The sequence below is a fragment of the Rhodoferax potami genome (assembly GCF_032193765.1).
GTDB lineage: Bacteria > Pseudomonadota > Gammaproteobacteria > Burkholderiales > Burkholderiaceae_C > Allorhodoferax > Allorhodoferax potami.
Genome location: NZ_JAVBIJ010000001.1, coordinates 3,016,178 through 3,037,842, shown reverse-complemented (window position 1 = coordinate 3,037,842; position 21,665 = coordinate 3,016,178). Strand labels below are relative to the sequence as shown.

At 62.0% G+C, this 21,665-nt stretch carries 22 protein-coding genes; 16 read left to right on the top strand and 6 right to left on the bottom strand.

Annotated elements, in window-relative coordinates:
• From RAE21_RS14625 to RAE21_RS14605, 5 genes are all read left to right on the top strand, one after another.
• Window positions 1-1,872, top strand: coding sequence for a feruloyl-CoA synthase (locus tag RAE21_RS14625; RefSeq protein ID WP_313881993.1), 1,872 nt, complete (start codon window positions 1-3; stop codon window positions 1,870-1,872).
• Window positions 1,873-1,897: 25 nt separating this feature from the next.
• Window positions 1,898-2,683: an SDR family NAD(P)-dependent oxidoreductase gene (locus RAE21_RS14620; protein ID WP_313881992.1), complete on the top strand. Its 786-nt coding sequence runs from the start codon at window positions 1,898-1,900 to the stop codon at window positions 2,681-2,683.
• A gap of 54 nt (window positions 2,684-2,737) precedes the next feature.
• Window positions 2,738-3,724 carry a Bug family tripartite tricarboxylate transporter substrate binding protein gene (locus RAE21_RS14615; RefSeq protein WP_313881991.1) on the top strand — a complete coding sequence of 329 codons (987 nt, stop codon included), beginning with the start codon at window positions 2,738-2,740 and terminating at the stop codon, window positions 3,722-3,724.
• A gap of 84 nt (window positions 3,725-3,808) precedes the next feature.
• Complete coding sequence (gene asd, locus RAE21_RS14610) at window positions 3,809-4,648, top strand: archaetidylserine decarboxylase (RefSeq protein ID WP_313881990.1); 840 nt, start codon at window positions 3,809-3,811, stop codon at window positions 4,646-4,648.
• A 62-nt stretch (window positions 4,649-4,710) separates the two neighbouring features.
• Complete coding sequence (locus RAE21_RS14605; RefSeq protein ID WP_313881988.1) at window positions 4,711-6,375, top strand: methyl-accepting chemotaxis protein; 1,665 nt, start codon at window positions 4,711-4,713, stop codon at window positions 6,373-6,375.
• 62 nt (window positions 6,376-6,437) lie between these two features.
• Here RAE21_RS14605 and purU read toward each other — a convergent pair whose 3' ends face one another.
• The 4 genes from purU to RAE21_RS14585 all read right to left on the bottom strand — a co-directional run bounded on the left by purU (window position 6,438) and on the right by RAE21_RS14585 (window position 9,674).
• On the bottom strand, window positions 6,438-7,286 hold the full coding sequence (purU, locus tag RAE21_RS14600; protein ID WP_313881987.1) for a formyltetrahydrofolate deformylase: 849 nt from the start codon (window positions 7,284-7,286) through the stop codon (window positions 6,438-6,440).
• Window positions 7,287-7,342: 56 nt separating this feature from the next.
• On the bottom strand, window positions 7,343-7,645 hold the full coding sequence (locus tag RAE21_RS14595; protein ID WP_313874305.1) for a BTH_I0359 family protein: 303 nt from the start codon (window positions 7,643-7,645) through the stop codon (window positions 7,343-7,345).
• Between the two features lie 85 nt (window positions 7,646-7,730).
• The gene (locus tag RAE21_RS14590; RefSeq protein WP_313881986.1) at window positions 7,731-8,498 is read right to left on the bottom strand and encodes a DUF3108 domain-containing protein; all 768 of its coding nucleotides are present in this window, start codon (window positions 8,496-8,498) and stop codon (window positions 7,731-7,733) included.
• A gap of 15 nt (window positions 8,499-8,513) precedes the next feature.
• A complete protein-coding gene (locus RAE21_RS14585; RefSeq protein ID WP_313881985.1) occupies window positions 8,514-9,674 on the bottom strand; it encodes a DUF3108 domain-containing protein in 1,161 nt (386 codons plus the stop codon).
• Between the two features lie 78 nt (window positions 9,675-9,752).
• Here RAE21_RS14585 and RAE21_RS14580 point away from each other — a divergent pair, with 78 nt between their 5' ends.
• The 3 genes from RAE21_RS14580 to fghA all read left to right on the top strand — a co-directional run bounded on the left by RAE21_RS14580 (window position 9,753) and on the right by fghA (window position 12,902).
• A complete protein-coding gene (locus RAE21_RS14580; RefSeq protein ID WP_313881984.1) occupies window positions 9,753-10,865 on the top strand; it encodes a fumarylacetoacetate hydrolase family protein in 1,113 nt (370 codons plus the stop codon).
• On the top strand, window positions 10,862-11,980 hold the full coding sequence (locus RAE21_RS14575; RefSeq protein ID WP_313881983.1) for an S-(hydroxymethyl)glutathione dehydrogenase/class III alcohol dehydrogenase: 1,119 nt from the start codon (window positions 10,862-10,864) through the stop codon (window positions 11,978-11,980). Before RAE21_RS14580 ends, RAE21_RS14575 begins: the two co-directional genes overlap by 4 nt.
• Before the next feature lie 61 nt (window positions 11,981-12,041).
• A complete protein-coding gene (fghA, locus tag RAE21_RS14570) occupies window positions 12,042-12,902 on the top strand; it encodes an S-formylglutathione hydrolase (protein WP_313881982.1) in 861 nt (286 codons plus the stop codon).
• A 60-nt stretch (window positions 12,903-12,962) separates the two neighbouring features.
• Here the strand turns inward: fghA and RAE21_RS14565 are convergent, their stop codons facing one another.
• Both RAE21_RS14565 and RAE21_RS14560 read right to left on the bottom strand, forming a co-directional pair.
• On the bottom strand, window positions 12,963-13,568 hold the full coding sequence (locus RAE21_RS14565) for a MarC family protein (protein ID WP_313881981.1): 606 nt from the start codon (window positions 13,566-13,568) through the stop codon (window positions 12,963-12,965).
• A gap of 81 nt (window positions 13,569-13,649) precedes the next feature.
• Window positions 13,650-14,009 carry a TraR/DksA family transcriptional regulator gene (locus RAE21_RS14560; protein ID WP_313874299.1) on the bottom strand — a complete coding sequence of 120 codons (360 nt, stop codon included), beginning with the start codon at window positions 14,007-14,009 and terminating at the stop codon, window positions 13,650-13,652.
• Window positions 14,010-14,130: 121 nt separating this feature from the next.
• Between RAE21_RS14560 and RAE21_RS14555 the strand changes: the two genes are divergently transcribed.
• The 8 genes from RAE21_RS14555 (at window position 14,131) to RAE21_RS14520 (ending at window position 21,606) form a co-directional block, all read left to right on the top strand.
• Window positions 14,131-14,493, top strand: coding sequence for a DUF2946 family protein (locus RAE21_RS14555; protein ID WP_313881980.1), 363 nt, complete (start codon window positions 14,131-14,133; stop codon window positions 14,491-14,493).
• Between the two features lie 164 nt (window positions 14,494-14,657).
• Entirely contained in the window at window positions 14,658-15,164 is a 507-nt protein-coding gene (locus RAE21_RS14550) for a YcnI family copper-binding membrane protein (protein WP_313881979.1), read from the top strand.
• An 18-nt stretch (window positions 15,165-15,182) separates the two neighbouring features.
• The gene (locus RAE21_RS14545) at window positions 15,183-15,674 is read left to right on the top strand and encodes a copper chaperone PCu(A)C (protein WP_313881978.1); all 492 of its coding nucleotides are present in this window, start codon (window positions 15,183-15,185) and stop codon (window positions 15,672-15,674) included.
• Between the two features lie 53 nt (window positions 15,675-15,727).
• The gene (locus tag RAE21_RS14540; RefSeq protein ID WP_313881977.1) at window positions 15,728-16,111 is read left to right on the top strand and encodes a DUF2946 family protein; all 384 of its coding nucleotides are present in this window, start codon (window positions 15,728-15,730) and stop codon (window positions 16,109-16,111) included.
• A 96-nt stretch (window positions 16,112-16,207) separates the two neighbouring features.
• Window positions 16,208-17,614 carry a PepSY-associated TM helix domain-containing protein gene (locus RAE21_RS14535; protein ID WP_313881976.1) on the top strand — a complete coding sequence of 469 codons (1,407 nt, stop codon included), beginning with the start codon at window positions 16,208-16,210 and terminating at the stop codon, window positions 17,612-17,614.
• 143 nt (window positions 17,615-17,757) lie between these two features.
• A complete protein-coding gene (locus RAE21_RS14530; protein ID WP_313881975.1) occupies window positions 17,758-18,438 on the top strand; it encodes a PhaM family polyhydroxyalkanoate granule multifunctional regulatory protein in 681 nt (226 codons plus the stop codon).
• Between the two features lie 35 nt (window positions 18,439-18,473).
• On the top strand, window positions 18,474-19,736 hold the full coding sequence (locus RAE21_RS14525; protein ID WP_313881974.1) for an FIST signal transduction protein: 1,263 nt from the start codon (window positions 18,474-18,476) through the stop codon (window positions 19,734-19,736).
• A gap of 73 nt (window positions 19,737-19,809) precedes the next feature.
• On the top strand, window positions 19,810-21,606 hold the full coding sequence (locus RAE21_RS14520; protein WP_313881973.1) for a methyl-accepting chemotaxis protein: 1,797 nt from the start codon (window positions 19,810-19,812) through the stop codon (window positions 21,604-21,606).
• Window positions 21,607-21,665: the final 59 nt, after the last annotated feature.

Sequence of the window (21,665 nt, the reverse complement as noted above, 5' to 3'; positions counted from 1 at the left end):
ATGAGCGACATGCAACTCCCCACCCCGCGTTACCGCGAGACCAAATTCGGCGTTACCCGCATTACCGTCACTGACGGCGCGCCCGGCGTCCGGTATCTGCAGGCTGATCTGGCATTGGGTGCCTATGCCCGCCGGATCGCTGACTACCTAGTGCATTGGGCGGAGATCACGCCGGAGCAGACTTTCCTGGCCCGACGCCGGCAGTTGCCGGACGGCACGACCGGCGAATGGCTGCACATCACCTATGCCCAGGCGCTGGAAAGCGCCCGCAGCATCGGGCAGGCGCTATTAGACCGGGGCTTGAGCCCGGAACGGCCAGTCGTCATCCTGAGCGAGAACAGCCTCGAGCACGCCATGATGGCGCTGGGTTGCCTGTATGCCGGCGTGCCCTATTGCCCGGTGTCTCCAGCCTATGCCACCGTGAGCCAGGACTACGAGAAGCTGCGCCACGTGATGGACACCCTGACGCCGGGGCTGGTGTTTGTGGCAGATGCATCACGCTATGGCGCTGGCTTCGCCGCCACGGTCGGCCCGGATGTCGAAGTGGTAGCTGCAGCCGGGCACATGCAAGGCCGGGCGGCAACTTTCTACGCGTCCCTGTTGGCCACAACGGCCACGCCCGCTGTGGACGCTGCCATGCATGCCACCGGCCCGGGCACCATCGTGAAGTTCTTGTTCACCAGCGGTTCCACCAAGCTGCCCAAGCCGGTCATCAACACACAGCGCATGTGGTGTGCCAACCTGCAGCAGATCTCCTTGTCCTTGCCCGTGTTTGCCGAAGCACCACCCGTGTTGGTGGACTGGCTGCCCTGGAATCACACGTTTGGTGGCAACCACAATTTCGGGCTCACCCTGCAACACGGTGGCACGCTGTACATCGATGACGGCAAGCCCACTGCGGCGCTTATTGGCGAGACGCTACGTAACCTGCGGGAGATAGCGCCGACGGTGTACTTCAATGTGCCCACCGGCTTCGAGATGATCGCGTCGGCCATGGAGTCGGATGAGGCGTTGCGCACCACCTTGCTGTCGCGCCTGAAGGTGTTCTTCTATTCCGGTGCAGGGTTGTCTCAGCCGGTGTGGGACAAGCTCCACGCTATCCAGGAGTCCGCCATCGGCGAGCGCATTGTGATGGCCACCGGGCTCGGCATGACCGAGTCTTCGCCCTCTGCCATGTTCGTGAACAGCCCGGATGTGGCGTCCGGCGACATCGGCGTGCCGGTGCCGGGCATGACGCTCAAGCTGGTGGAGGTGGATGGCAAAACCGAAGTGCGCTACCGCGGGCCCAACGTGACCCCCGGCTATTGGCGTACCGAGGCTGCCACCCGGGATGCATTTGATGAGGAAGGTTACCTCTGCACTGGCGATGCGGTGAAGTGGATTTCCGAGTCTGATATCCACCGTGGCCTGCGCTTTGATGGCCGGATCGCAGAGGACTTCAAGCTCTCCACGGGTACCTTCGTCAGCGTGGGCCCCATGCGCGCCAAGATCGTGGTGTCGGGCGCGCCCTACATCCAGGACGCGGTGATTACCGGACTGAACCGCAAAGAAGTCGGGGCGCTGCTGTTCTTGTCTGCGGCTTGTCGCGACGTCGCAAATCTTCCTGCGGATGCGCCTTGGGCGGATGTGGTCCAGAGTGCGCCAGTGCGCCAGCGTATAGAGGCTGTTATCGATCAGCTGGCCCGCGAAGCCACAGGCAGTGCAAGCCGCATCGCCCGCGCACTGCTGATGGTGGAGCCACCGTCCGCCGAAAAGGGCGAGATCACCGACAAGGGCTCGCTGAACCAACGGGCTGTCTTGAAACACCGCCACACCTTGGTCGAGGGGCTGCACGACGACGCCCTGCCTTTCATCATCAAACCCACGGCCTGAGTGCGCCTCAGCCCAGGAAAAAGACATGCATATTCAAGGACAAACCGCACTGGTGACCGGTGCAGCATCGGGTTTAGGTGAAGCGACTGCCCGCGAGCTGGCCAGACTGGGCGCGAAAGTCGCCGTGCTGGACATCAATGAAGCACAAGCAGAAACCGTGGCGTCCGCGATCCGGGCAGAGTTCGGTGAGGACCGTGCCATCGCGCTGCGTTGCGACATCACGCAGACTGACAGCGTGCAAGCTGCTTTAGATGCATCCGAACGCGCCTTGGGTGCCGCGCGCATCCTGATGAACGTGGCCGGCATCGGCAGTGCCAAGCGCGTGGTGCAGCGTGATGGAACTGCAGCGCCCTTGGAGGACTTTGCGCGTGTGGTGTCCATCAACCTCATAGGCGCCTACAACATCAGCCGCTTGTTCGCGGCCGCCTGCAGCAAGCTGGCTCCGCTGGACAACGGCGAGCGTGGCGTGATGATGTTCACGGCATCGGTTGCGGCTTTTGATGGCCAAGTGGGTCAGCAGGCCTACAGCGCATCCAAGGGTGGCCTGGTCGGCATGACGCTGCCCATGGCCCGAGACCTCGCGCAGCACGCGATTCGGGTGTGCACGGTAGCCCCCGGTTTGTTTGCCACCCCCTTGATGAAGGAGTTGCCGGAAGCCGTGCAGCAATCTCTTGCGGCCAGCATTCCCTTCCCGCCACGCTTGGGCAAACCACAAGAGTTCGCCGAACTGGCCTGCCACATCGTGACCAATGGACACCTCAATGGCGAGGTGATCCGGCTCGATGGCGCGCTGCGCATGGCGCCCCGCTAACTCAGCAGCATTTCTTTCCCTGTGCAACCTGCCAATTAAAAATAGGAGACAACCATGTTCACTCGCAGGCAACTCATTCAGGCCTTGGGCAGCAGCGCTGCTTTGGGCGCGCTTTATCCACTCACTGCGCAAGCGCAGGTAGACCAAGTCAAGGTGTATTTCGGCTTCCCGCCGGGAAGTTCCGGCGACACCGTGGCGCGCCGGGTCGCGGAAAAGTGGGCGGGTACGCCCTTCAGTAAAAACGCAGGCATTGTGGAAAACAAGCCCGGCGCTGGCGGTCGTATCGCCCTCGAGGCCCTCAAAAGCGCGCCGGCCGATGGTTCGGTGCTGGCGCTCTCGCAGGTGTCAGCGCTTGCTAACTATCCGCACATCTTCAACAAGATGCCCTACACCGACAAGGACTTCGCCCCTGTCTCCATCGCGGCCATCATGCACCACGGCCTGGCGGTGGGCCCCATGGTGCCTGCCAATGTCCGGACAGTGAAGGATTTCCTGGCGTGGGCCAAGGCCAACCCCAAGGATGCGAGTTACGGTTCGCCCGGGGCGGGCTCCACACCGCATTTCATTGGCGCTTTGCTGGGCATCAATAGCGGGGTGGACCTCCGGCATGTGCCGTATCGCGGCTCGGTGCCCGGCGTGACCGATCTGGTGGGTGGTCAAGTGGCCGCCATGGTGACGCCGCACGGCGACTACCTGGCCAATTACAAGGCTGGCAAGTTGCGCATTCTGGCTACCTCCGGCCCCAACCGCTCGCCGTACGCGCCCGAGGTCCCTACCTTTGCCGAACAGGGTTTCCCGGAGCTGACGACCGAAGAGTGGTTCGGTTTCTATGCGCCTGCAAACACTCCGAAGTCAGTGGTGACGGCCGCTAGCACGGCGATCAACGCAGCCTTGAAGGAGAAATCGGTCATCGACAGCTTGGCGCTGGTCGGCTTGATTCCCCGCGGCTCCACCCCTGAAGAGCAAGCCCGCTGGCAAAAATCAGAGTTCGACACCTGGGGGCCCTTGATCAAGAAAATCGGATTCACCGCCGATTCCTGAGATCCGGGAAAGTAGGGGGAAACGCTCTATCGAGAACAAGAGGCGTCAGTAGAATGGCCCTCTTTTTCTTTCGGGAGTTGCCCTGTGTCTGATGCCCTCGCCGTACTCCCGCAGTACCTACTCCCCAAAAAAGCCCTTACGGCGTTTGCCGGTCTGGTGGCTGGCGCGCGCGGGGGTAAGGCTACAACGGCGCTGATTCGCTGGTTCATCGGCAAATACAAAGTCAACATGGCGGAAGCCGCCAATCCAGACCCCGCCGCGTACCCGACCTTCAACGAGTTTTTTACCCGGGCTTTGAAGCCTGGTGTCCGCCCCCTGGCACACGCACCCTTTGTGTGCCCTGTGGATGGCGCGATCAGTCAGTTCGGTGCGATCGACAAGGACCAGATATTCCAGGCCAAGGGTCACCACTACAGCAGCACGGCTCTGGTGGGTGGCGATGCCGAGTTGGCCGCTCAGTTCGACCACGGCACCTTCGCTACCATTTACCTCAGCCCGCGCGACTACCACCGCATCCACATGCCCTGTGACGGTGAATTGCGCCGCATGATCTATGTGCCGGGTGACTTGTTTTCAGTCAACCCCACGACAGCCCGCGGCGTGCCGGGCCTGTTTGCACGCAACGAGCGGGTAGTCTGCGTGTTCGATTCGCCCCATGGTGAGTTTGTGTTGACTTTGGTGGGTGCCACCGTGGTCGGCAGTATGGCAACCACCTGGCATGGCCTGGTGAACCCCCCGCGATTGCCACAGGTGACAGAGTGGCATTACGAGCCGGGTAACGTAGTTCTCAAGCAGGGTGATGAGATGGGCCGTTTCTTGCTTGGCTCTACCGTCGTTTTGCTGTTTCGCAAAGATGCGCTGAACTTCAACCCCGAATGGTCGCCCGCCAAACCCGTACAACTGGGTGAAAGCATGGGTATTTAATCGAGCGGACGGGGCTGAAATTCAGTATCCTGAGTTTTTTGAAACCCCACAGAGGGCTTACCATGAGTAACGCTGACGTCGTACCCGAATCTTCTGCTTCTGTCGTTGGAAGCAGTGAGCCCCCTGAGTCGGTTCCTTACCGCCGAACGCGCATCGCTGCGCTGGACCATTTGACCGTCCGCTCGACTTTGTGGATGGCGTTTGCCAGCATGCTGTTGGGCGCGGTGGTGATTGGGGTGTTCTCTCTGTTCCAGATGGGACGCTTGAACGCCTCCACCAAGGTGATTTACGAGCAGGAGTACGCCGCAGGTCAGGCTGCCGAGGAGGCTCGTAGCCTGATTCTTCGCGCCAGCCGCGCCCAGACACAGCTGCTCACGGCTACCACGGCAGCTGAGCGGGACACCTTGGGCGCTGCGATCGAAACCAGCTTGGCGGATATTGCCAAGCGCTTGGACATCATCAAAGGCCTGTCTGATTCTGAGGAAACCACGGCCACTAGCCAACAGCTGATCGATGCCATGGGCAGCTGGACCAAGCGCCAACGTGCCTATATTGCATTGGTGAAAGAGCAGCCCCTTGATCTGTTGCAGATGAGTACCGATGTACCCACCGAGGACGCTCGCCTGCTCAACGACACCCGCAAGTTGGAAAAGCTGGTCGATACCTTGGTGGAGCAACGCGCACAGTCGGCCAAGGCCACGATTGAAATGGCAGGCCAGATTTACCAGTCTTCTCAAATGTGGGTCGTCGGCATCATGCTGTTGCTACTCGTGTTGTCGCTCGTGATCAGCGCTTGGGTTACCGGACGCTTGTCCCGCCAGCTGGGTGGTGAACCTGCCTATGCCAAGTCCATTGCCAGCCGTATCGCGGATGGTGACCTGACCATGCAAATCCGGCTTGCCCCCAAAGACAGCGACAGTCTGCTGTATTCGCTGCGCGACATGCAGATGAAGCTCTCGGACACCATGCGCGACATCGCCGACAGCTCCAAGCAAGTGGCCAATGCCTCGCGCGAGATCTCCATGGGCAACCTCGATTTGTCCCAGCGCACCGAGCAGCAAAGTGCCTCCCTAGAAAAAACCAGCACCAACGTGGAGCAGATGGCATCGCTGACCCGGCGCTATGCCGAGAGCGCTGCGGAAGCTGCACAGCTCTCGGGCAATGCCAGCCGCTCCGCCCGCTTGGGGGGAGAAGTGGTGGCCGATGTGATCAGCACCATGGAGAAGATCAGCAAGAGCACCCAGGCCATTCACGGCAACATCAGTGTGATTGAGGGAATCGCCTTTCAGACCAACATCCTGGCGCTCAATGCGGCGGTCGAGGCGGCGCACGCCGGAGAGCAAGGACGTGGCTTTGCGGTGGTTGCGCAGGAAGTGCGCTCACTGGCCGAACGCAGTGCCAAAGCAGCCCGTGAAATCAATGCGCTGATCGAGGAGTCCACCCGCCAGGTCACTGAAGGCGCAGAACTCGCCAGCAAGGCGGGCCAGACCATCAGCGAAATGGCAGAGACTGTGCAGCAAACCAGTGCCGTGATGGACGAGATCTCAGGCGCTTCGGCGCAGCAGAACCACGGCATTGAAGAGATCAACCGGGCGGTTGCGCAGTTGGATGACAGCACCCAGCAAAACGCCGCGCTGGTGGAAGAGGCCGCCGCTGCAGCGCAATCGCTGGATGAGCAAGCGCAGTCGTTGGATCAGCTAGTAGGACGCTTCCACTTGCGCAGTTAAGTCTTTGGTTGGCACCAACAAAAACGGCGCCCCATGGCCGCCGTTTTTTATTCCTGGTGTCGTTAGCGGAAGATCACCGTCTTGTGGCCGTTGAGCAGCACACGGTGTTCGCTGTGCCACTTGACCGCGCGTGCCAACACTTGGCTTTCGGTGTCGCGGCCTAGCGTGGTCAGGTCCTCTACGGTGCGGCTGTGGTCCACGCGGGCCACATCCTGCTCAATGATCGGGCCTTCGTCCAAGTCTGCCGTCACGTAGTGGGCGGTTGCACCGATCAGTTTCACGCCGCGGTCATGGGCTTGGTAGTACGGCTTGGCACCCTTGAAGCTGGGCAAAAAGCTGTGGTGGATATTGATGGCACGGCCATTGAGTTGTTGGCACATGTTGTCGCTCAGGATCTGCATGTAACGGGCCAACACCACCAGTTCCGCGCCTTCTGCCTCGATGATCTCGAGCTGCTTAGCCTCGGCCTGCTCTTTGGTAGCGGCAGTCACCGGGATGTGGTGGAAGGGCACGTTGTAGCTGGCAGCGAGTTGATAAAACTCGCGGTGGTTAGACACGATGGCCCGGATGTCGAGTGGCAGCAGTCCGCTCTTCCAGCGGAACAGCAAGTCGTTCAGGCAATGCCCTTCCTTGCTGACCATGATGACGGTGCGCACCGGCTGTGCCTGGGTGTGCAGGCTCCATTGCAGCTGCAAGGTTTGTCCCAAGGTGCCGATCTGGGCTTTTAACTCATCCGCACTGAGCGAGTCGCAGCTGAACTGCACCCGCATGAAAAACAGGCCGGTGTCGTGGTCGTTGTACTGGGCTGCTTCTTCAATGTTGCCACCGCGTTCCAGCAAAAAACCCGAAACAGCATGGACAAGCCCCAAGCGGTCGGGGCAGGAAAACGTAAGAATATAGGTCTGGCTCATCCCCCGATTGTCGCAGTTCCGCGCAACCGGGGCAGAGCCGCCGGCAATGTCCCGAGTCAGTGAATCTGCACCGGCGTTTGCGCCAGCTCGGCGTATTGCTCCAGCGTGTCTTCCACTTCCTCTTGGGTGGGCGTGTTGACTTGCCAGGCCATGATGTGCTGCTGGAAGAGTTCGGCCCAAGAGCCGTCCAGGTACACCTCTTTGTTGGAGCGTTTGTCCACAATTTCGAAGCCATGGCGCGCCAGGCTCGGTACGCCCAAGGGGTAGCGCTCGGTTTTTTCCGGTGCCTGACCCTCGGCCTCGCCATTGGCGAGCATGTGGGTGACGGAGAAAGAATCGGAGTCGTAGAGCGTTTGCATAGGTGTTACCTGAGAGATGAACCGTAAATGGATGCCATCTGCACCGATTCAAGAGTAGCAGCAAAAACGCGCCCGCGTGCGAACCTCAGCGGAATTGGGTATTTGCCCCCACTAAATCAAGGTAATCCCCGTTGGCCTCGGTAATGCGTATCCGCACCGGTACATAGTGCGGGGTGGGCGCGTACCAGAGATCCAGGCGCTGCTTGCGCTCTGCCGTGGGTTCATGGGTGAGCTTGATGGCCTGAAGCGCCCCGCTTGGCAGCTTCACCGTTTCCGGCGCGGACGGGTGAAAGCTCCATTGTTCGGCGTACCGGTCGCCAATCGCTTGCATGCCGATGGCTTTTCCCGAGGTCGCAGATGTACCGGCGCCGCCCAACAGACTGGCCAGTTGCATGAACACGCTGAGTTGGTCTTGGGCACCGCGCTGCAAAGGGGCATTCGGAGTGCCGGCGCTAAAGCGGATCCGGTTTGCATCCCGTTCGAAGTAGGCAAATATCTCGGCTTGGCCTATTTTTTGGCTGCTGAAAGTCTCGGGCTCTAAACCGCGTGCGGTGAGCCTGCCCGCACTGGTCCACGCCTGAAGCGTGAGTCCGAATTTGCGGATCAGCAACTGCGTTTGATAGTTTTTGCTATCCCGCGTCCACACCAACTCCGCGTTGCCGCTGTAAGACGATCCGCCTATGAGCCCATCCACGTCATAGGCGATGCGAGCCGATGGTGGCGGCTGGTACAGCCCGGCAGAAGCCGGTGCGGCCTCTGCAGGGCTGGTTTGGGCCCAGGAGGAGCCGGCCCATGCGGCTGCGAGCGTCAGCAGGGCGCGTCTTGAGGTGGTAGCGAATGAATCAGGGGGCACAGGTGATGGGGTTATTCAAAGGGGTTGGCTGCCGGTCCAGACCATGTCGAGCACGTTGCCGTTGGGTTCGGACAGTCGGATGTGGGCGGGCATATAAGCCAGTTGGGGTGCCAGCCAGATTTCTGCTTTGGTGCTGTACTCCCCCGTGGGCTCGCGTGTGAGCTTGATGGCTTGCATATTGCCGCCCGGAACGCTGATGCGATCTTCCGCAGACACCACAAAAGTCCAGGTTTCCGCTTGCCTCGGGCCGATGGACTGGAACGACAGCGAATCGCCAGCGCCAAACCGGTTGGGCTCACCGGCCCACATGCTCGCCAGTTGCATGAACACACTCATATGGTCTTGCGCCCCCGGTAGCAGGGGGGCGGGCGCAGAGTTGGCGCTAAAAATCACACGGCCTTCTTCACGCACAAAGTGCGACGCGACTTCTGCGCGACGGAAGCCTTTTTCGCCAAACCGCGCAGGTGCAAGGCCGGCGACGGTCAACGCGCCTTTGCTGTTCCATTGCCGCAAGCTCAGCATGAATTTGGTGACGTTCAGGCTGGCTTGGTAGGCCGCGCCGTCGTGTCGCCATGCAATCGTTGCGCTCACCACGTTTTGTTGGCCGTCCGTCAGTCCGCTCACGTCGTAGTTGAGTTGCATTGGCGGTGGAAATGCGAAGCGCAAAGGCCGCTCGGTGTTCTTGGCGGGCGCGGCTGGGGGCGTAGGCGGGGCGGGTGCTTCGGCGGCGCTGTCTGCGGCTTTGTCCAGACCTGCCGGCTCGCTGGATGGTGCCGCGGTGGCGGCCTGTTCACCCGGCGAGTCTGCGGGCGGCGTAGTGGCCGGGTTGTCGCTTGCAGGCGTTGTGCTGGCACCGCTGGCGGTATCGCTGTTGACGGCCACGCCAATGTCGGTGTGACGGGGGGCGGCTGCTGCAGGCCGCGTGCGTGCTACGGCGGGGGCTGCAGTGGGCGGCGGCGTGTCCGGTTCGGCCTGGCTTGCAATCACCCGGGTCGACAGTGACGGGAGGAGCATAGGGGGCGCATCCACCGCGCTGCTTTCAGCCAGCCACGGCATGGTGTACGCAAAGCCGCCTAGCAAACTCCAGTGCAACACCAGCACCAAGACCCCCAGGGCTACGAGGTGCCAAGGGCGTCGGCGCAGAGGCGCTGAGGTGGCGTAATCGGTGGCCATCATGGTGTGTAGAACGTTGCGCGGCAGTGTACGGTAGACACAAGTGTGCGCAGGCTTTGCAAACCCAGCGAAAATGCGCGCATGAAACTCGCCACCTACCAGGACGGTACCCGTGACGGCCAATTGGTCGTGGTCTCGCGGGACTTGAGTCAGGCCCATTACGCCACCCATATTGCCAATCGATTGCAGCAGGTGCTGGATGACTGGAATTACCTTGCCCCGGCTTTGGAGGAGGTCTACACCCAGCTCAACCAGGGGCGGGCGCGTCACGCGTTCGCTTTTGATCCGGCCCAGTGCATGGCGCCTTTGCCACGGGCCTATCAGTGGCTTGATGGCTCTGCTTATCTGAACCATGTGGAGTTGGTGCGCAAAGCCCGGGGTGCAGAAATGCCCGAGAGCGCACAGACCGACCCCTTGATGTACCAAGGCGGTAGCGACGACTTGGCGGGCCCGCATGTCGATATCGTGTGCGCCAGCGAGGCCTGGGGCGCGGACTTCGAGGCCGAGCTCGCCGTGGTGACCGGCGATGTGCCCATGGGCTGTGCCTCAGACCGTGCCTTGGACGCAGTCCGCCTGATCGCGCTGGTCAACGATGTGACCCTGCGTAACCTGGTGCCCGATGAGCTAGCCAAAGGCTTCGGATTTGTACAGAGCAAACCCGCGACCGCGTTTGCGCCTGTCATGGTCACTCCGGACGAACTGGGCGACGCCTGGGCCCGCGGCCGGGTCCACCTGCCGGTGCAGTGCATATGGAACGGCCGCAAAGTCGGGCTCTGCGAGGCCGGGTCCGACATGCATTTCCACTTTGGCCAGCTCATTGCGCACGCGGCCAAAACCCGGCGTCTGCGGGCTGGCAGCATCATCGGTTCGGGCACCGTCAGCAACAAAGGGGTGGTGCGCAAGAACCGTACAGACTGGCCCAACGGCTACAGTTGTATCGCCGAAAAGCGTGCCATGGAAACCCTGCAAGACGGCAGGCCCACCACGGAGTACATGAAGTTCGGCGACACCATCCGCATCGAGGTCAAAGGCCGCGATGGCGCCAGTGTGTTCGGCGCCATCCTGCAAGAGCTCGTGCCGGCGGAAGGCCGGCCGCGGGCTGCTGCTCAAGCCAGCGCTGTCACCCCAGAATCCACCATTACCGATGCGTCCCCTGATGCATCTCCAGAAACCACCCTAGGGAGCTCCGAATGAAAACACGTGCCGCCGTCGCCTGGAAAGCAGGCCAACCCCTCACCATTGAAACCGTAGACCTGCAAGGCCCCAAGTTCGGCGAAGTGCTCGTCGAAATCAAGGCCACCGGCATCTGCCACACCGACTACTACACCCTGAGCGGTGCCGACCCTGAAGGCATCTTCCCCGCGATCCTGGGCCACGAAGGCGCCGGCATTGTGGTGGACGTGGGCCCGGGCGTGACCAGTCTCAAAAAGGGCGACCACGTCATTCCGCTCTACACCCCCGAGTGCCGCCAGTGCAAGTTCTGCCTGTCCCGCAAAACCAATTTGTGCCAGCTGATCCGCGGCACCCAGGGCAAGGGCCTGATGCCCGATGCCACCAGCCGCTTCAGCCTGAATGGCGACCCCATCTTCCACTACATGGGCACCAGCACCTTCAGTAACTACACCGTGGCTCCTGAAATCAGCTTGGCCAAAATCCGTGACGACGCTCCTTTTGACAAGGTTTGCTACATCGGCTGCGGCGTGACCACTGGTATCGGCGCAGTGATCTTCACCGCCAAGGTGGAAGCCGGCGCCAACGCGGTGGTGTTTGGCTTGGGCGGCATCGGACTGAACGCGATCCAGGGCCTGAAGATGGTGGGCGCGGACAAGATCATCGGCGTGGACCTGAACCCCGAGCGAGAGGCCATGGCCCGCAGCTTCGGCATGACCCATTTCCTGAACCCGAAAGACATCGAAGCTGCTGGCGGCAACATCGTGGACGCGATCGTTCAACTCACCGACGGCGGCGCGGACTACAGCTTCGAGTGCATCGGCAACACCAAGGTCATGCGCCAGGCGCTGGAGTGCACCCACAAGGGTTGGGGCCAGAGCATCATCATCGGTGTGGCCGAAGCTGGTGCCGAAATCTCTACCCGACCTTTCCAGCTGGTCACCGGCCGGGAATGGAAGGGCTCTGCCTTCGGTGGCGCACGCGGCCGCACCGATGTGCCCAAGATCGTGGACTGGTACATGGAAGGCAAGATCAACATCGACAGCCTGATCACCCACACCATGCCGCTGGAAGACATCAACAAGGGCTTCGATTTGATGAAGCGCGGCGAGTCGATCCGCGGCGTCGTCATTTATTGATGAAAAGTGCTGCTGGCGCTGGTAACGCTTGCGCAAGCAGCTACTCTTTTGATAGCAAACAATGCAAAACCCCCACTTTGAACTGCTGAGCGAGCACGCGTGTTTCGGCGGCGTGCAGCGCTTTTACAAGCACGCCTCGACAGAAATCGGGCTGCCGATGCGTTTCGGCGTGTTTCTGCCGCCCCAAGCATCGGCAGGGCCGGTGCCTGCGCTGGTGTTTCTGGCGGGGCTGACCTGCACCGAAGAAACCTTTGCTTTCAAGGCCGGTGCCCAGCGGGTGGCTGCCGAGTTGGGCCTCGCACTGATCACCCCGGACACCAGCCCGCGTGGTGCGGGGCTGGCGGGCGAGGCGGAGCATTGGGACTTTGGCGTGGGCGCAGGCTTCTACCTTGATGCCACCCAAGCGCCCTGGAGTGGCCACTGGCGCATGGAGAGTTATTTGATCGGCGAGCTGTTGCCGCAGATCACCCGGGAGCTGCCAGTCGATGCCGCCCGCATCGGCTTGAGCGGGCACTCCATGGGTGGCCACGGCGCCCTGACCCTGGCGCAACGCCACCCCGGCATGTTCAAAACCTTGTCGGCGTTGGCGCCGATTTGCGCCCCCACCCAGTGCCCCTGGGGCAAAAAGGCGTTTACCGGGTATTTGGGGCCGGACGAGAGCCTGTGGGCTGCGCACGACGCCAGCGCCCTGATGGCGGCTCAAACCGCTGCGCCGTACCCCGGCGGCATTCTGGTGGACCAGGGGCTGGCAGACAAGTTTTTGGCGGAGCAGCTGTACCCGCAGGCCCTCGAGGCCGCGTGTGCGCAAGTCGGGCAGCCGCTCACCCTGCGCCGTCATGCGGGCTACGACCACGGGTACTACTTCATCAGTACCTTTATCGAAGACCATGTGCGGCACCACGCCGCGGGGTTGGCGGGCTAAGCGCCTGACCCACAAAAAAGCGCTCCCTGTGGAGCGCTTTTTTCATGGAGCTACGGCAGCTCAGCTGGCTGCGGCGACCTGCTGCACAAAGGTCTTGATGCCGCGCAGCATCATTTCAATCGCCACCGACACCAGCACCAGACCCATCAGGCGCTCTGCCGCCACGACCAGTCGGTCGCCGATGATGCGCTGAATCCGCTCGGCCGACACCAGCACCACCGCGCTGACCAGCATGGTCACGCAGAGCGCGCCGATCCATTCCATGCGGCGGTCGGGCTGTTGGGACACGAGCAGCAACACTGTGGCCAGGGCCGAGGGGCCGGCCACCGCGGGTATAGCCAGCGGCACGATCAGGGGCTCGGTCTTGATCTCGCTCTCTGCGGTGCTCGGTGGAGGAAACACCATGCGCAGCGCAATCAGGAACAGAATCACGCCGCCGCCGATCTGCAGGGACAGCTCGCTCAAATTCATCACCCGCAAAAAGCTCTCGCCCACAAACATGAAGGTCAGCAGCAGGGCGAAAGCGATCAGGATCTCCCGCAGGATCACCTTGTGCCGCCGCTCGGGCGCCACGTGTTTGAGCGCGTTGGCAAAAATGGGAATGTTGCCGATCGGATCCGTGATCAGGATCAGCAGAATGGTCGCAGAGGCGAAGGTGTAATTCATCATGGCGCATAACGCCGGGCGGGCCGGCGTGGTCGAAAGAGCGCCCGAGAATACCAGCCCTCCGCGCTGCCGCGGTGCCGATCAGGCGTCTTCGAGGGCGCTTTGGCAGTCGATGCAGCGCTCGGCGTCCGGAGTGGCGCGCAGCCGGGCTTCGGGGATGGTGGTGCCGCAAGCGATGCACCGGCCATAAGTGCCGAGCGCTGCCCGTTGCAAGGCCGCATCGATGCGGCGCAGTTCGGCCGTTTCGTGCTCGTCCAGCGCCAGCTCCAGGTCGCGCTCGGTGTTGGCTTGTGCTTGGGGGTCTTCGTGTCCGCTGAAATGTGCGGCCGAGGCCAATGCCCGGCTGGGTTCGCCACCGCGCAGCTGGTTCAGGCGGGCGCGCAAGTCGTCGCGCTGCTGGAGCAATTGTTTCTGGTAGCTGTGGAGGTCGGGGTGTGTCATGGTGTTTCCTGCGTTGTGGTTTTGCCATGCTCTACCTGCCCGCCGGAAAAAGCTTTGATGCGGGTCAAGCTTGGGGCGATGGCCAGGCCCCCTGCCGCCGGCTCGTACATAATCCCGACCCATGTCCACCCTTCAATCCTTGCGCCAGGCACGCTCCATCATCCGTTGGATGTTGGTGTGGTTTGCGCTGTCGATTGGCGTGGCGGTCGCGGCACCCGTGGTGAACCCGCAGGCGCTCACCCTGGTGTGCACCACGGCGGGTGTCGTCAAGCTGGTGTCCGGTAGCGATGACACCGGCGCCCAGCCGATGGCTCATGCGCTGGACTGCGTGCTGTGCTTGTCAGCAGGTGCGCCGCCGTCCGTCTTCCCCGGGGCGGTATCGCCCGAAACTCCTCCTGCCGTCCGGCCAATGGCCGCCTTCCGGCACTTCACCCCCCAAGATGCCGACCCCGCGTCGGCCCGCGGCCCCCCCGCTTTGGTCTAAGCCCGTCGGCAGCTTGTGGCTGCCCGGCTGGCGGCTCCCGCTTTCCATTCGTTTTTTGTGAGTCAGGTGTGCCTTGCCGTGCGTGTTCGCACCGGGCTAGGCCGATCCTATTGGGGTGTTGTATGGTTCGTTTTGCTATTAAATTAGTAGCTGCTTGCGCAATGATGACGGGCGCTAGCGCTGTTTTTTCTCATGTAACGCTGGCTGACCAGGCTGCAGCAGCCGGCGCGGGTTACCGTGCGGTTCTGAGGGTGGGGCACGGCTGTGCCGGTGCGGCCACCACGGCGATCACGGTGGCAATCCCTTCCGGGTTCACGAGCGCGCAGCCCCTGGTCAAGCCAGGTTGGGTGGTAAGCACCAAAATCGGCAAGCTCGAGCAACCCTACGAAGCCCATGGCAAAACCTATACCGAGGGCGTGCAGGAAATCACCTGGACCGCCAAAGGCGCTGAGAATGCGCTCCCCGATGCGTTTGCCGACGAATTTGTGTTCCGCGGCACCACCCCCAAGAAGCCGGGTACTTTGTGGTTCAAAGTGGTGCAGGCGTGCGAGTCCGGCCGGAACGCTTGGGTCGAGATCCCCGCGCACGGGCAAAACGCCCACCGTTTGGAATTCCCCGCGGCCCGTCTGGATGTCTTGGATGTCCAGGCCGCCGGCGGCCATGCCCACTGAACTTTTACAGGAGTAGCTATGACATTGATCCGTTCTATTGCCACCGCGGTGTGCGTCACCGGTCTTGCATTCACGTCGTGGGCCCAGGCCCAAAACGTGGAGGTGCAAAACGCATGGGCCCGCGCCACGGTGCAAGGCCAGAAGGCCAGCGGCGCCTTCATGACATTGACCGCGCAAACGCCCGGTCGCTTGGTGTCCGTCAGCTCCCCGGTCGCCGGAGTGGCCGAGGTGCACGAAATGAAGATGGAGGGCGACGTCATGAAAATGCGTGCGCTCGCTAACGGCTTGGAGCTGCCTGCGGGCAAGCCAGTCGAGCTCAAGCCGGGCGGCTATCACGTCATGTTGATGGACTTGAAGCTGCCTTTGCAAAAAGACACCACCATCCCGGTCACCCTGGTTTTCAAAGACGCCAAGGGCGTAGAAACCAAAAAAGAGCTCAAGCTGCCGGTCTCGCAAACTGCCCCCGCCGGAGCGGCTGCAGCGCCTGCGCACGGGGCCCACAAGCACTAAGTGGCTAACGCCTCAGAGCCTGTAGCGTGGCCTTGCCCCACTCCATGAACCGCATGCCACTCCATCGCCGATGGGCGGTGTGGCTCATGCTGTGCGTCATGGGGCTGGGTGCGGCATTGCCCACCGTATCTCGCGCAGCGGCATGGGCCAGCGCCGGGGCGTGGGTCGAAATTTGTTCCGCCAATGGTGCAGCCCAGTGGGTGCGCGGAGCTGCAGATGCGTCGGTAGATAGACCTGCCGACGCGCCTTTGGCCCTCTCGCTGGACCACTGCCCGTTTTGCCTGCAACCCTCAGACCGTGCGGCGCCACCGCCCGCCGCCTTGCCCTTTGCGGCGGAGCCTGCCGGTAGCGTCGCGATTGCGGTGCTGCCAGCCGCGCACCTGCTTCACACACTCTCGCGTCCGCCGCCAGCGCGGGGCCCGCCGGACTTGACATAAGCACCTTCCTGCACCGGCTGTGTGCAGGCTCTCTCCGCGGCCTGGCGATGTTTCTTCGCCGGTTGCGGTGCTTCATGTTTCGTGGATGTTTGAACTATGTCTTCTCTTGCCCCTAAGGCGGCGCCAGCGCGCGCAGCCTCGTCTTCCCATCTGTATGCAACTGCTTGGCGCTGGCATTTTTATACCGGTCTGTTTGTGGCTCCCTTTTTGTTGGTGCTGGCGATCACCGGTTTGGTGATGGTGTATTTCACCGGTTTCCAGAGCCGCCTCGGCAACCTGGTGTACGTGCAGCCGCAAGCCACGACCCAAGCGGTTACCGCCCAAGCCAAGGCCGTGTTTGCCCAGTTTCCGGATGCCACGCTGAAGGAATACATCGCACCCAAGTCGCCGGACTTGGCGGCCTGGTTCATCCTGGCGCGGGGTGACGCGACCGAGGCGGTTGCGGTCAACCCCTATACCGCTACTGTCATCCAGTCCACAGACAAAGAGAGCACCGGCTTCGCCTGGGCCCGGAAGATTCACGCCAGCCTGCTGCTGGGGGACACCGGCAAGCGCGTCATGGAGGTGGCTTCCGGTCTGGGGATCGTGATGATCGTGACCGGCCTGTACCTGTTCTGGCCGCGCAATGGCAGCGGCTGGTCGCAGGCGCTGGTGCCTGAGTGGCGGGCCACAGGCCGCCGGTGGTGGAAGTCTTTGCACACGAGCATTGGCTTCTGGATCAGCGTGGTGCTGTTCTCTTTCTTGCTGACCGGCATGTCGTGGACGGAAGTCTGGGGCGGCAAGTTTGTGCAGCCTTGGGGCACCTTCCCTGCGGCCAAGTGGGACGCGGTGCCCACCTCCGACCTGACCCACGCCAGCCTGAACTCAGCAGGCATCCGCGATGTGCCTTGGGGCCTGGAGCAAACCCCGGTGCCGCAGTCCGGTTCGGGCGCTGGCGTACCGGGCGTAGCCGCCGGGGAGCCGGTCAATCTCGATGGCGTGGCGGCTTTGGCGAATCGCTTGGGCTTTGCCGGGCAGTTCCATATCAACCTGCCGCAGGACGAGAAGGGGGTGTACACCGTCTCCGCCGACACCATGAGTGGCGACCTGACCAATCCTTTCAAAGACCGCACCGTGCACATAGACCGCTATACCGGTCGGGTGCTGGCCGATGTGGCGTTTGCCGACTACTCAGTGGTTGCCAAAGGCATGGCCATCGGCATTGCGCTGCACCAGGGCGATATCGGCCTGTGGAGCGCCTGGGCCAACATCCTGGCCTGCCTGGCCATTGTGTTGCTTTGCGTCAGTGGTGTGGTGATGTGGTGGATTCGTAGGCCTGCGGGGAGTGGTCGCTTGGTTGCACCGTCGGTGCCCGCGCAGACGCCCTTGTGGAAGGGTGGCGCCATCGTCATGGTGCTCACCGGTCTCGCGTTTCCTTTGGCCGGTGGCGTGATGCTGGCCGCCATCGTGTTGGACTATGTGCTGATTTCGCGGTGGCCCGGGCTCAAGGCCGCCTTGTCTTGACATGCGGGTGACGCCCCGGTTCGCTGAGGGCGTCGCTGTGGGGCGGGAGTTTGCAGGCCCGAAGCAGGGGCTTTTCTGCTCTTCAATTTCTGTGGCTTGGAGTAAGCTGTCGGTGTGGCCTATATCGAGCCCGAGGAGCAGCAATGAGCGATTCAGACAGCACCGGTTTCGGCAAATTTGTGCCCGGTTTTGACTTTCTGCAAAACCTGGCCAAAGGTGCCGGCAGCAACATCCCCCAGATGCCCAACCTGGGCAACTGGGTGGCACCGACCTTGAATGTGGAAGAGCTGGACAAGCGCATCGATGAGCTGAAAAACGTGCACTTCTGGCTGGAGCAAAACTCGCGGGCCCTGGCCGCCACGATTCAGGCACTGGAGGTCCAGAAGATGACGCTGGCCACCCTCAAGGGCATGAATTTCAACATTGGCGACATGGCCAATGCACTCAAGCTCAAGGCGGCTGATTCGGTTTACAGCGGTGTTCAGAAAGCGACCGAGAAAGCCACCGAAACCGCAAAATCCATTGCCGAGGCTGCTACCGGCAAATCCGACAGCAAAGCCGAGAGCAAATCAGCCGATGCGCCGGCCGCCAACCCGCTGGGCGACCCCCTGCAACTGTGGGGCGCGCTGACCCAACAGTTTCAACACATTGCTGCCAACGCGCTCAAAGAGGCCACGAGCAAAACAGCGGTAGACATCACCAAAAACATGGCCGCCGGTTTGGCCAAAGACGCCCTCAAAACAGCCAAGGCAGCCACCAAAAAAGCGGTCGCCAAAAAGGCGGCTCCGCGCAAAGCGCCGGCCCGCAAAGCCAGCGGCCGTTAGGCCTGCGGCTTATTAACGGAGTTGGTACACCAGTGATGCGTTTGTTCCCCTATGCCCACGCCACCCATCCGCAGTGGCCTATGGCCGCCGCGCTGGTGTTGGCGCAGTTGCGCGCGCAAATGGCGCTGCCGGACTACGCGTCCCAACCCACGCTGGCCTTGCTCTACATCACCGACCATTACGCGCCCCATGCGCAAGACATCCTGGAGCACCTGAGCGGTGAACTTCCCCTCGTGACCGATTGGTCGGGCACGGTGGGCGTCGGGATTGCGAGCAACAACGTCGAGTACTTTGACGAGCCCGCGCTGGCTGTGATGTTGATGGACATACCCGGTGACCAATACCGGGTGTTTTCCGGGATCGCCCCGCTGGGGCTCGGGTTTGAGGCCCACACGGCGCTGGTGCATGCCGACGGCGGTACGGTGGATTTGGGCGATTTGGTCGAGGAAATGGCCGGTCGCACCACCACGGGCTATTTGTTCGGCGGCATCAGCAGCAGCCGGGGCCGCAGTGTGCAGTTTGCCGTCGCAGCCGATGGCAACCTGAGTGGTCACGGGACGGCAAGCGGGGTTTTTTCCGGAGGCTTGAGTGGCGTGGCTTTCACCCGCGAGGTCGCTCTGGTGTCGCGGGTCACGCAAGGGTGCAGCCCGGTATCCAAAACACGTACGATCACCGAAGCCGATCGCAATGTAGTGATCTCTTTGGACGGCAAACCCGCCTTGGACGTGCTCTTGCAGGACCTGGGTGTCACCCTCGATCAGCCCGAGGCTGCGCTACCGACAGTCCGGGCGACCTTGGTGGCCTTGGCGGCCAGTGCCGCGGACGATGCGCCCGGCATGGTGCGCAGCACCGGCAATTTCGGCAGCGAGGTCATGGTGCGCCACATCATCGGGCTGGATCCGGGGCGCCGTGGCTTTGCAGTCGCAGAACAGATCACCGTGGGGGCGCAGCTGGCTTTTTGCCGCCGCAACCGCGAGGCTGCCCGCGCAGACCTGATGCGCATCGGGGCGGAAATCCGCGAAGAGCTGGAGCCCCAGGAATTGAGTTTTGCATTAGCGACTGCACTGCACGCAGACGAGGCCATGTCCGCCCCCCATCCGGCGCGGCGCATTGCCGGTGCGGTGTATGTGAGTTGCTCCGGGCGCGGGGGGCCGCACTTTGGCGCACCTAGCGCCGAGATGCAGATCGTGCGCCGCGCTTTGGGCGACGTGCCACTGGTGGGTTTTTTTGCGGGTGGCGAGATTGCTGCCGATCAGTTGTACGGATACATCGGCGTGTTGACGGTTTTTCACGAATAAACGGTACGGTTCTGAACCCCACGAAGGTGCGGCTACAGGGCCCATCCGACCCATAGATTAAGAGGAGATTGCGATGGGTAATTTGAAGATTGGCACCCGGCTTTATGCAGGCTTTGGTGTTTTGTTGCTGTTGATATTGCTGGTCGTCGGCTTGGCTCTTAATCGCTTGGCGGCCTTGGAAGGGGCTGCCAAAGCAATTGCAGAAAACGCATTGCCCAGCGTGCAAGAGGCGAATCACCTCAACACCCTGATCTCAGACTTCCGCATTTTTGAAATGCAGCATGCCCTCAGTATCGAAGAAGGGGCCAAGCAAGATATTGAAAAAGTCTTGGATGCGACACAGGCGCTTATCAAAGCGAGCCGCGAGCGCTACGAGCCGCTCATTAGCTCCGACGAAGAAAAGCGCCTGTATGAAGAGTTCGTCAAATTCCGGATGAAGTATCTCGATCTTCATAAAGACATCAAAGACTACTCCCGCCGCAACGATGCAACCGGCGCGGCCATGTTGCTCGATGCTGAGTCAAAAGCCATGTTTGAGCGCTCCAAGGCGACGCTGCAAAAAATGATTGATCTCAATCGGGATGCCGCAGACGCGCAAATCAAAGAGGCTGATGCGACCTATGCGGCTGCGCGCAACACGCTAGGGGCTGCCTTGCTGCTGGCCTTGGTTTTCGGGGTGGTGATTGCCACTGTTATTACCCGTTCGATCACCCGCCCCTTGGGTCAAGCGCTCCTGGCCGCTGAGGCAGTCTCTAGCGGTAACCTGAGTGAGCCTATCAACAGTACCAGCCAAGATGAGGTGGGCAAGCTGTTGCAGGCCATGCAAGGCATGCAGGACAGTCTGGTGCGCGTCGTGACACAAGTGCGCCAAGGGTCAGAAGGGGTGGCAAGTGCCAGCTCCGAGATCGCACAAGGTAACCACGACCTGTCAGCCCGGACGGAGAGCCAAGCCAGCGCCCTGGAAGAAACCGCAGCCAGCATGGAAGAGCTGAACTCAGCGGTCAAACAAAACGCCGACAACGCCCGCCAGGCAAACCAGCTGGCAACCAACGCCTCCACGGTGGCGGTGCAGGGCGGAGAAGTCGTAGGCCAAGTGGTAGACACCATGAAAGGCATCAACGAAGCCAGCCGCAAGATCGCCGACATCATCAGCGTCATTGACGGCATTGCTTTCCAGACCAACATCCTCGCCCTCAACGCAGCGGTGGAAGCTGCCCGAGCCGGCGAGCAAGGCCGGGGCTTTGCCGTGGTGGCCTCCGAAGTCCGCTCCCTGGCGGGCCGCTCGGCCGAAGCAGCCAAGGAAATCAAAATGCTCATCAACGCCAGCGTAGAGCGGGTGGAGCAAGGCACCGCCCTAGTGGACAAAGCCGGCACCACCATGACAGAAGTGGTAAGCAGCATCCGGCGGGTGACAGACATCATGGGAGAGATCAGCGCAGCCAGCCACGAGCAGAGCGCAGGGGTCAACCAGATCGGAGAAGCAGTCACCCAGATGGACCAGGCTACGCAGCAAAACGCGGCCCTGGTGGAAGAGATGGCTGCCGCAGCCAGCAGCCTGAAGAGCCAGGCCAATGACCTGGTGCAGGTGGTGTCGGTATTTAAGCTTGCCGCGGGGCAGCAGACCCGCACGGTATCGGTGCCCTCGATCGCACCGCCCGCACGACCCGCGCCTGCACCCCGCCCCTTGCCCAAACCGGTCAGCAAGCCTGCGCTGCGGCCGCCAGCCCAGCACCTAGCCAAGCCCGCCGCATCACGCCCGCCAGCGGCCAAAGCGCCGTCGTCTTTGTCGGCTCCCAAGGTAACCGCCCTGCCGAAGCCGGTAGCTCGGGTCACTCCGGCGGGCGGCGATGATGATTGGGAAACCTTTTGAGCGCCGTGCGCCAGATTTTTCGCCGGCTCGGTCATGAAGACCTGGACTAAGCCGGAGTT

Excerpts from the sequence above, each read along its gene's own strand:
- RAE21_RS14550 (WP_313881979.1), top strand. The coding sequence starts at position 14,658 with ATGACGGGCGCTAGCGCTGTTTTTTCTCATGTAACGCTGGCTGACCAG.
- RAE21_RS14580 (WP_313881984.1), top strand. The coding sequence starts at position 9,753 with ATGAAACTCGCCACCTACCAGGACGGTACCCGTGACGGCCAATTGGTC.
- RAE21_RS14555 (WP_313881980.1), top strand. The coding sequence starts at position 14,131 with ATGTCCACCCTTCAATCCTTGCGCCAGGCACGCTCCATCATCCGTTGG.
- RAE21_RS14540 (WP_313881977.1), top strand. The coding sequence starts at position 15,728 with ATGCCACTCCATCGCCGATGGGCGGTGTGGCTCATGCTGTGCGTCATG.
- RAE21_RS14620 (WP_313881992.1), top strand. The coding sequence starts at position 1,898 with ATGCATATTCAAGGACAAACCGCACTGGTGACCGGTGCAGCATCGGGT.
- RAE21_RS14545 (WP_313881978.1), top strand. The coding sequence starts at position 15,183 with ATGACATTGATCCGTTCTATTGCCACCGCGGTGTGCGTCACCGGTCTT.
- RAE21_RS14585 (WP_313881985.1), bottom strand. The coding sequence starts at position 9,674 with ATGATGGCCACCGATTACGCCACCTCAGCGCCTCTGCGCCGACGCCCT.
- RAE21_RS14530 (WP_313881975.1), top strand. The coding sequence starts at position 17,758 with ATGAGCGATTCAGACAGCACCGGTTTCGGCAAATTTGTGCCCGGTTTT.
- RAE21_RS14595 (WP_313874305.1), bottom strand. The coding sequence starts at position 7,645 with ATGCAAACGCTCTACGACTCCGATTCTTTCTCCGTCACCCACATGCTC.
- fghA (WP_313881982.1), top strand. The coding sequence starts at position 12,042 with ATGCAAAACCCCCACTTTGAACTGCTGAGCGAGCACGCGTGTTTCGGC.
- RAE21_RS14520 (WP_313881973.1), top strand. The coding sequence starts at position 19,810 with ATGGGTAATTTGAAGATTGGCACCCGGCTTTATGCAGGCTTTGGTGTT.
- RAE21_RS14605 (WP_313881988.1), top strand. The coding sequence starts at position 4,711 with ATGAGTAACGCTGACGTCGTACCCGAATCTTCTGCTTCTGTCGTTGGA.
- RAE21_RS14560 (WP_313874299.1), bottom strand. The coding sequence starts at position 14,009 with ATGACACACCCCGACCTCCACAGCTACCAGAAACAATTGCTCCAGCAG.
- RAE21_RS14535 (WP_313881976.1), top strand. The coding sequence starts at position 16,208 with ATGTCTTCTCTTGCCCCTAAGGCGGCGCCAGCGCGCGCAGCCTCGTCT.
- RAE21_RS14525 (WP_313881974.1), top strand. The coding sequence starts at position 18,474 with ATGCGTTTGTTCCCCTATGCCCACGCCACCCATCCGCAGTGGCCTATG.
- RAE21_RS14625 (WP_313881993.1), top strand. The coding sequence starts at position 1 with ATGAGCGACATGCAACTCCCCACCCCGCGTTACCGCGAGACCAAATTC.
- RAE21_RS14575 (WP_313881983.1), top strand. The coding sequence starts at position 10,862 with ATGAAAACACGTGCCGCCGTCGCCTGGAAAGCAGGCCAACCCCTCACC.
- purU (WP_313881987.1), bottom strand. The coding sequence starts at position 7,286 with ATGAGCCAGACCTATATTCTTACGTTTTCCTGCCCCGACCGCTTGGGG.
- RAE21_RS14565 (WP_313881981.1), bottom strand. The coding sequence starts at position 13,568 with ATGAATTACACCTTCGCCTCTGCGACCATTCTGCTGATCCTGATCACG.
- RAE21_RS14615 (WP_313881991.1), top strand. The coding sequence starts at position 2,738 with ATGTTCACTCGCAGGCAACTCATTCAGGCCTTGGGCAGCAGCGCTGCT.